The following is a 9,272-nucleotide window of genomic DNA, read 5'->3' on the forward strand; positions in this document are numbered from 1 at the left end:
CCTCCGAGGGTTAAACTAAAGCAACTGTATCGTAGCGGAAGCTACCAGCTTCCATCAACTTTGATACTAAATTGTCTTCATCTTTTTCCATCAGCCCAAATAAAAAAAGGCTGCCTTACGACAACCCAAATTAAATTCTTAATTTCAAATCTTAAATTTTATCTATTTATTTCTTCTTTTTTCTTTGAAACTTTCCACCTTATCTATTGCAAACTCTGCGAGTCCTTTGATTTCTCTAACTCCAAGTAGGTACATACATGATAGGTATACTGCCAGTGCTAGGCATACGACTACCATTAAAACTAATAGTTTTGATAGAAGTAGTACAGATCCATTTGAAACTTTAGATATTAGGATCATTTCAAGTGGGAAGTATACATATGCTACAAATCCCATTGCTAGAGATGAAAGAAGAGTCTTTATGATGGCTCTTAGATATCCACGACCTCCGAGAGCTCCTATTTTTTTGTGAAGCTTTATATATGATACTGTAACTGCGATAGTAGTTGCGATACTTACCGATGCAGCCAGTCCTTGCACTCCAAATTTGTGAGCAACCAATATGTTTAGCGCCACATTTATAGCGACGTTAACGGCACCGATTACAAATGGAGTCTTCGTATCTTCTAGTGAATAAAAAACTCTATTTAAAACATTTGAAAGTGACATTGAAATCAGTGAAAGTGTGTAGCATCTAAGGGTAGATGTGGCTTCCAGTCCATTTTCGTAGGTGAATTTACCGTGGACAAATGCAATCTCGATAAGAGGCCTTGCCAAGATCAAAAGTCCAATTGAAGCTGGAACAGTTAAATATAGCACGCTCTTAATGGATGTAGACATAACTCTTTTTCCTTGAAGAGTGTCCCCTTTTGAAAATGCCTTCGTCATCATCGGAAATATTATCGCTGTTATCGCTGTTATAAATATTCCTAGTATCAACAGATTCATCTTGTTTGCAACATTTAGAATTGCTGCCGCTTGGTCGCTTAAACCAGAGGCAATATTTCTGTTGACGATTACATTGATATCATTTACAGATGCACTGATTAGTACGGGCATCGCTAAAATCAAAGCTTCCTTTACATAGTGATCCTTAAAATCAAGCACGAATTTCGGTCTATATCCGAGCCTAAACGAATCCGGTAGCAGTATAAAAATCTGTGCCACAACTGCAAGAACAGATGCGACGGTAAGTCCAACTATACCGAAACTTTCTGAGAAGAATGAAAGGTAGACGATGTAGACGATGTTCATCGGGATGGCAATAGCTGAAGCAGCAGCGAATCTGCCGCCGTATTGCAAGAAACCTGTGAAAATCCCAACTACTGCTGAGAAAATGATGACAGGCATCCCAACTTCTACAAGTTTAACTACCAACTGATAAGTCTCAGGTTTTGCTCTAGATGCGGTAAGCATTGCGATGTATGGACTTAAAAATATGGATAGAATCGTCAAAATAAATGTAATTAAAATCGAAATAAATATTAAATTGTTTGTATATCTAACCTTGTACCTCGGTCCCATTTCATTTTCAGCACGCTGAATAACTGGGATAAAGGTGGTTGCAATCGCAGTGGTAATAAGTGTTGAAATCATACCGGTGGCACCTTGGGCAAGTACAAAAGCACTGGCTTCATAAGTGGCACCAAACTTAGCCGCTTGCAAGGATTCTCTAGCGAATCCCAAAATCTTTCCCAATAGAGAAAATATAATAATAGCGGCGGTAGACTGTGCAATCTTTACATTTTTATCGCTCATAGTCCCTCCTGTCCTATGTTAGTATATATTTAGTAAAAAATTTTGTCAATTAATTTCTCTAAAAATGGCGAGAAAATGGAAAAGTATGGTAAACTATAATTTAAAGATTAAATAAATTTTAAAACGGGAGAGAAATGAAAAAGATAATCATGTTTCTATTGGCATCTATTTTGCTAGTGGGATGTCAAACGGAAAATATAAACTCAATAAAAGACGAAGAGACTAAAAATAAGATAGCTGAAGTAGAAGAAAAGAATAATAAAGAACAAAGTAGCGAAGGTGAAAACACATTCGATATATCTAAGATAAAATTTACAGATAGCGATGGAAAAGAGTACGGGATAGAAGATTTCAAAGGCAAAATCACAGCACTAAATTTCTTCAATACCAAGTGCAGCTACTGCATAAGAGAGCTACCGGATCTTGAAAGTATCATGGAAACAGAAGATGATATTGAATTTGTACCAATATCAGTGGGAGAAGATCCAGAAGTGGTGGAAAATTTTTTAAAAGATAAAGAAATAAATTTAAAACCATATTTTGATAGAAATTTTGAACTCTCAGCCATGTTTAAGATAGATGGATTTCCAACATCTGTATTCTTTAACGAAGAGGGCAAACTACTTGGGATAGCGCCAGGATACCAAGAAAAAGAAATGCTAATGGAGTTAATATCAGCTATAAGAGAAGGAAGAGTAGAACCGATAGAAAGCACAAAGTAATGTGCTTTTTTTGTTTTTTGTATATAATTCATTTGCCTAAACTAGGTCCTATGAAGTTAGACCCGTTCGACTTCGACGGCAGAGCCGTCTTCGCTCAGGGTGACTGCAGTTGGGAGGATATTCTCTTTAAAATTCCTGAGGAAGACAGTCACACTGAGCGGAGGGTGGAGGTTTACCCGCCACCCGTAGTCGAATGGGTATAACCATGGTGGGGCTATGTTTGGATGATTTCACTTTCAAAGGTTAAGTTAAATAGAGGTCAGATTCTTCGAAGCCCTAGCAGAAATCTCTGATTTCGTCGCAGGTCTCGTGCAAAGAGTTCCAAAGAAGCCGAACGAAGTGAAGGTTGATTTGCAGAACTCGACTGCCTACTCACTTTGTTCGCTCAGAATGACTAGTGGTGGGGTGTGAACCTCACGAAATTTAGTAAAATTAATGAAGTTTAAATTTGCAGAGCCTCTCGGCTGTGGAAGCAAAATGCTTCCGCTACGGGTGCGGATAATATGTACAGGTACAATTACGCCTTACGGCTAAGTTAGGAAAATTTAGTATCGAGGTTGATGGAAGCTGGTAGCTTCCGCTACAAAGATTAATCTTAACTTATGTTGTTGTACGGCTTCGCCTGAAAGAAAAGAATTCAGTATAGAAGTTAATGGAAAATGATAGCTTCCGCTACAAAACACACAAAAAATAAAAAATCCTCTTTCGAGGATTTAATTATTTTAATTTTACTGCTGTTCCGGAGATGGTGACCATAAGCATTGAACCAGCTTGTCCAAGTACTTCGTAGTCCATCTTGCATCCTACTATTGCATCTGCTCCTACGTTTTGTGCTCTTGCTTTCATCTCTTCAATGGCTTCTGTGCGGGCATGGATAAGTTCTTCTTCGTAGCCGGCGCTTCTGCCACCGAATATATCTCTAAGTCCTGCTCCTAAATCTTTTAAAAAATTAACTCCGGAGATGACTTCACCATAGACGATGCCTATGTATTCTGAGATTTCTTTACCTTCTATTGAATTTGTAGTTGTAATTATCATATTCTACCTCCTATTTATTTTATACCCATTTTTGATTTAAGATTTTGAACCTTTGGTAAATTATTAATTGTTTACAATATTACAATTTAATTAAATTTTTATACATTTGCTGAATTGATAAGATTTATTTGATAAACTGGGTATAGGTAAAACGAGACAAAAGGAGGAATATTATGAAAACTAAAAATAGTAAAAAGGTCTTAGCTCTTATTCTAAGCTTTTTTATGATACTAACAGTATTGCCATTTAATGTTATGGCAAGTGGTGAAGAAACAGGTACAGAACCACAACCAACTTTAACAGCACCAGGAAGTGGAAATGATGATGTAGACCAAAGTGGTGGTCAAGAAGATCCAGTTGCAAAAGCTAAAGATGCAGCAAAAATCGCTATTGATGCAGAAGCAGCAAAAGCTACAGAAGTAATTAAAAACATTGCAGATCCAACAAAAAGAGCTGAACAAGAAACAGCTTTAAACACTGCAGTAGCAGCTGCAAAAACAGAAATAGGAAAAGCACAAGATGAAAATGGAGTAAATACTACAAAAGCTGCTGAATTAGAAAAGATTTCAAAAGTTCAAGCAGCTGCTCAAGAAATTGTTAACCAAGAAAAAGCTGCAGCAGCTAAAGAACTTAGAGTTACTACAAATGTTTACTATGATGCAATCACTGGTAAAGTTGTAGATGGAAATAACAATCCAGTAAAAGATGCACTAGTTAAAGTACTTGGAAGAACAACCTATACAGATAAAGATGGTAACTTCACTTTCAACATGACTAGTGAAAGTGGAAACTACTACTGTGGTTACTACGGATACTATTGGAAAGACTATCCATATAATTCTTACAAAGTAGATACATCCAGAGGTTCTTACAGTGGAAACAATGGATCTTATGCTAGATACTACTTCTTAGTAGATGGAAACGGAACTATCGTTGACTCAATATATGCAAATGCAAACTCTAGTTACTATCTAAGAGGGGAATCAAACAAAACATACACTGTATATGTTTCTGAATACGGTTATGGATATGGCTATGGATATGATAACTACAAGTACTATGATAAATATTACAACAGATACTACAATCCAAACACAAGCTGGGCTTACAATGAAAAACTAACAGCTTCAAAAGCAGGATACACAGATGCAACAGCTACACTTTATAATGTAACTAACAATTCATGGCTATACACAACTTGCTACGAATATGGATACCCATACGGATACGATAGAGTTATCTATCCATCAGCATTATCACTATCAGGAAACGGAACCATCGTTTCAGGTAAAGTTGGCGTTTCATACCTTCCAATCTATGTATATAGAAACGGAGTATTCCTAGGAAGCGGAAATGCAGATGTAAACGGATACTTCTCAATTGGACTAAACTCAAGAGTTTCATCAACTTCTGATCTTACTTTCTATGCATATGGAAAGGGTGCAGTTGCTCCTGAAAAGAAATCTGAAAAAGCTGATCATGGAGTAATCCCTGTAAAATCAACAGTAGTTATAGGATCTACAAAGCTTATCAAAAACATCAACGGAGTTGAAGCTGATGTTAACATGGATGTAGCTCCATTTATCAAAGACGGAAGAACTATGCTTCCTCTAAGATATATCGCAGAAGCACTAGGATTCAAAGTTGATTGGGACAGAGCAACTAGAACAGTTACTCTAACTGACAAAGAATTCAAGGTACAAATCCCAGTTGAAACTAACAAGATTATCGTAAACGGAAGCACCTACTACTCAGATGCAAACCCTGTTCTTAGAAATGGAAGAACAATGCTACCAGTAGCTAACATCGCAAGAGCACTAGGATTAAAAGACGGTACAGATATTCTTTGGGATGCAAACACAAGAGTTGCAACAATAACAAGACTTGTAAAATATTAATAGATAGAAATAGAAGTTAATATGTATTTAAGGGCACAGAGATGTGTCCTTTTTTATTGGAATAGGTAAATGATTTTGAAACTATTTCATATGCCAAGACTTGAACTTCAGAGGTTATACCCGTTCGAAGCCCTAGCAGAAATCTCCGATTTCGTTGCAGGTCTCGTGCAAAGAGTTCCAAAGAAGCCGAATGAAATGAAGGCTGATTTGCAGAACTCGACTGCCTACTCACTTCGTTCACTCAGGGTGACTGTAGTTGGGAGGGTTGTTCTCTTTAAAATTCCAGAGGAAGACAGTCACCCTGAGCGGAGGGTGGAGATACCGACACCCGTAGTCGAATGGGTATAACCCTGGTGAGGCTACGTTTGGATGATTTCACTTTCAAAGGTTAAGTTAAATATAGGTCAGATTCTTCGAAGCCCTAGCCGAAATCTCCGATTTCGTTGCAGGTCTTGTGCAAAGAGTTCCAAAGAAGGAACTTCGTGGTCTGATTTGCAGAACTCGACTGCCTACTTACTTAGTTCGCTCAGGGTGACTGTAGTTGTGAGGTTATTCTCTTTAAAATTCCAGAGGAATACAGTCACCCTGAGCAGAGGGTGGAGATACCGACACCCGTAGTCGAATGGGTATAACCCTGGTGAGGCTACGTTTGGATGATTTCACTTACAACGGCAGGTTATATAGGTCAGATCCTTCGAAGCCCTAGCAGAAATCTCCGATTTCGTAGCAGGTCTCGTGCAAAGAGTTCCAAAGAAGCCGAATGAAGTGAAGGTTGATTTGCAGAACTCGACTGCCTACTCACTTCGTTCGCTCAGGGTGACTGTAGTTGGGAGGATAATCTATACAGAGATCCTTCGACTTCAAAGGCTAACGCCTTTTTCGCTCAGGATGACCAAATGGGAGGACTGTCTCTCGATAAGTGTTAATTATTTGAAAAGTTTATTATACCTTCGGCTGTGGAACCTAGAAGGTTCTGCTACGGGAATGAATAATAGGAATGGTTGGTGTACGCCTGGCGGCTGATTAATAATAATGTAGTATCAAGTTTAATGGAAGCAGGTTGCTTCCGCTACGATGCATTTGCAAAGACTGTTTAAATATAGGTGAGAATATTCATAATATCTTTGAAAATGTAAATCCAAAGTAGTATAATTCTATATATTGGTTTTACGGAGGATTTTATGAAAAAAATGATTCGAAACACATATATACTACAAATTATACCGGCGGCTATTCTTACTTTAGTCTGCCTTTTTATAGCGTCATATGGCTATTCAGAAAATATTTTCTTCTCATATTTCAAAGATATGAGGGTGTTAGCTATGAATTTTGTACCGGTGTACTTAATTCTTGTGATTATAAGTCTTGTGGTTAAGTCCGTGCCTATCGGGTTTGGGATTACTTCTATACTTATGGTTGCAATGGCATATACCCATGAGAAAAAGGTTATCTACAGATCAGAGCCGCTGATGTTATCGGACCTTAAACTTGTCAGAGAAGCTATGTCTATGTCTAAATCTTACAATGTTGCTCCTGATACACTAACCCTTATTGCTATTGGAATTGTGGTTGTTTTACTAATTGTTTTGATTTTTCTATGCAGAAATCTGCACTGGAATTTTAGATGGATTGGTTTTGCAATCTACACCATGTGTCTTGTGGTTTTCATAAACACTTTGGCATTTGATGACAAACTCTATTTTGATATAGGTAAGGAATCTTCTGGGCTAAATATGTGGGTTTATCTCGAAAGTTATGAGGCAAAGGGAATTGTATATCCGTTTTTACATTCGATTAAGACGAGCAAAAATTATAAATACAAGGGATATGATAAAAAGCGTGCTGAGGAACTCTTGTCTAAGTACGAATACAAAAATATTCCAGACGACAAAAAGGTGGATATAATTCTTCTTCAATTGGAATCTTTTAAGGATTTTTACATGTATAGAAACGACGCTTTACAGTTCAACTACGATCCTTACGATTATTTCCACAAGTTGCAAAGTGAAAGTATAACTGGTTCTCTTATGGTTAATACTTTTGGTGGTGGTACTTTTATCACTGAAACCAATGTGGCAACTGGAAACAGAAACAATCCTATTTACAATGTGAACAAGAATTCCTATATTTGGTATCTAAAGAGCCAAGGCTACAAAGCTATTGGAACTCATCCAAATGTCGGTACTTTTTATAATAGAGTTAACGCATATAAACACTTGGGATTCGATGAATTCCACGATATGGAAAACACCTACAAGGAAGTTTCCGATGAAATTCTATTCGACAGAGATTATTTTCCATACATTATAAAGGATCATGACGATGCAGAGGGCAAGCCTTATATATCTTTAAATGTCAGCTACCAAGGTCATGGACCTTATAATAGGGAGGTCTGTCCTGATAATCCTGGACTTAAGTGGAATGATAGTTACGATGTAGGAAATTACAATTACTTCAATAATTATCTAAACTTAATCCACGATACTAATTACAAATTAAAGATGTTAGTAGATAATTTTGAAAAATCTGATAGACCTATCGTCCTTGTATTCTGGGGGGATCACAGTCCTTCCATGGGAGAAGCGAACTCCATCTTTAAAATGTTTAACATCAACTGCGACATGGCAACTCCAGATGGACTTTACAACATATATGCAACTCCATATGTAATTTGGGCGAACAGCAAAGCAAAGGAATTGACTGGAAATAGTTTTGTCGGTGAAGGTCCTACTATGGAACCTGCATTTTTGATGAACTATTTATTTAGGCAATTGGGATATGAAGGCGATGAGTACAACCAATTCCTTACAGATTTCACCCAAGATGTGACTGTTATAAAACAGAACTTAACCTTGTACAAAGGAGAGTTCAAACCTACAACTGATCCTGAAGTTGCAGAAAGACTAAAAGATTTTTACAATGTTGAATACAACAGAATGAAAAATAAAGTCCAAGTGGATAAATAGATTCGAATTAAATATGATTATGAGAAAAGGAGGGAGACCTCCTTTTTTTATGTTTTAGATTAATAATTTTGAAATGGGAAGAGGTGAGATAACACTTCGAGATGAAAATGGAGTGTACGCCTGCGGAACAGAGAAGAGGACAGATGGTTATATTGCGATATATTAAATTGAGGGAGGCGACTCCATTTTTGTTTTTGAGACAAATACAGTCTTCAGGTGTGGTAAATCAAAAATCAATATATAAACTTTGTAGCGGAAGCAATCTGCTTCCAATAACCTTTGCTCTAAATTCTTTTTACTCAGCCGAAGGGCGTACAATAACCATTCCTATAATTTATCCCGTAGCGGAACCTTCAAGGTTCCACAGCCGAAGACTCTATTCAGAAGCCCATGAGGAATACAGTCACCCTGAGAGGCAGTCGAGTTCTACAAATTAGACTTCACTTCGTTTGTCTTCTTTGGAAATGCACGAGGAGGGCTTCGACGCTACAAGATCTTCCCAATTACAGTCACCCATACATAGCCCCACAATGGTTATACCCATTCGACTACGACGGCAAAGCCGTCTTCGCTCAGGGTGACTGTCTTCCTTTGGGACTATTCACGAGAAAACCATCCCAACTACAGTCACCCTGAGCGAACGCAGTGAGTCGAACGGGTATAACCTCAGATGGTCAAGTCTTCACAAATGAAATAATTTCAAAAATTTTAATAAATTTAAATAAATATCCAATATATAACCTAACCATATTCTTTCTCCTTCAAATTTTCTTTTACGAGTATGGCAGTCGAGTTCTGCAAATCAGCCTTCATTTCATTCGGCTTCTTTGGAACTCTTTGCATAAGACCTGCTACGAAATCAAAGATTTCGGCTAGGGCTTTAACGGAGG

Annotated in this window: 6 protein-coding genes; 4 read left to right on the forward strand and 2 right to left on the reverse strand. The window is 37.5% G+C overall.

The window, feature by feature from the left end; all coding sequences use genetic code 11:
- Nucleotides 1-162: 162 nt before the first annotated feature.
- Nucleotides 163-1,758: a murein biosynthesis integral membrane protein MurJ gene (gene murJ / locus HMPREF9225_RS03150; protein WP_008901490.1), complete on the reverse strand. Its 1,596-nt coding sequence runs from the start codon at nt 1,756-1,758 to the stop codon at nt 163-165.
- A 134-nt stretch (nt 1,759-1,892) separates the two neighbouring features.
- Here murJ and HMPREF9225_RS03155 point away from each other — a divergent pair, with 134 nt between their 5' ends.
- Nucleotides 1,893-2,480 (forward strand): TlpA family protein disulfide reductase, encoded by a 588-nt coding sequence (locus HMPREF9225_RS03155; RefSeq protein ID WP_008901491.1) that lies wholly within the window; start codon nt 1,893-1,895, stop codon nt 2,478-2,480.
- 717 nt (nt 2,481-3,197) lie between these two features.
- Here HMPREF9225_RS03155 and HMPREF9225_RS03165 read toward each other — a convergent pair.
- Nucleotides 3,198-3,518: a heavy metal-binding domain-containing protein gene (locus tag HMPREF9225_RS03165; RefSeq protein WP_008901493.1), complete on the reverse strand. Its 321-nt coding sequence runs from the start codon at nt 3,516-3,518 to the stop codon at nt 3,198-3,200.
- A gap of 173 nt (nt 3,519-3,691) precedes the next feature.
- On the opposite strand from HMPREF9225_RS03165, the gene HMPREF9225_RS03170 reads away from it, so the two are divergent.
- The 3 genes from HMPREF9225_RS03170 (at nt 3,692) to HMPREF9225_RS03180 (ending at nt 8,382) form a co-directional block, all read left to right on the forward strand.
- Nucleotides 3,692-5,416, forward strand: a complete 1,725-nt coding sequence (locus tag HMPREF9225_RS03170; RefSeq protein ID WP_008901494.1) for a stalk domain-containing protein — start codon at nt 3,692-3,694, stop codon at nt 5,414-5,416.
- Nucleotides 5,417-5,485: 69 nt separating this feature from the next.
- Entirely contained in the window at nt 5,486-5,764 is a 279-nt protein-coding gene (locus tag HMPREF9225_RS03175) for a hypothetical protein (protein ID WP_008901495.1), read from the forward strand.
- Between the two features lie 833 nt (nt 5,765-6,597).
- Nucleotides 6,598-8,382: an LTA synthase family protein gene (locus tag HMPREF9225_RS03180; RefSeq protein ID WP_008901496.1), complete on the forward strand. Its 1,785-nt coding sequence runs from the start codon at nt 6,598-6,600 to the stop codon at nt 8,380-8,382.
- The last annotated feature ends 890 nt before the right edge of the window (nt 8,383-9,272 follow it).

This window comes from Peptoniphilus duerdenii ATCC BAA-1640 (genome assembly GCF_000146345.1).
Classification (GTDB): Bacteria; Bacillota; Clostridia; order Tissierellales; family Peptoniphilaceae; genus Peptoniphilus_B; species Peptoniphilus_B duerdenii.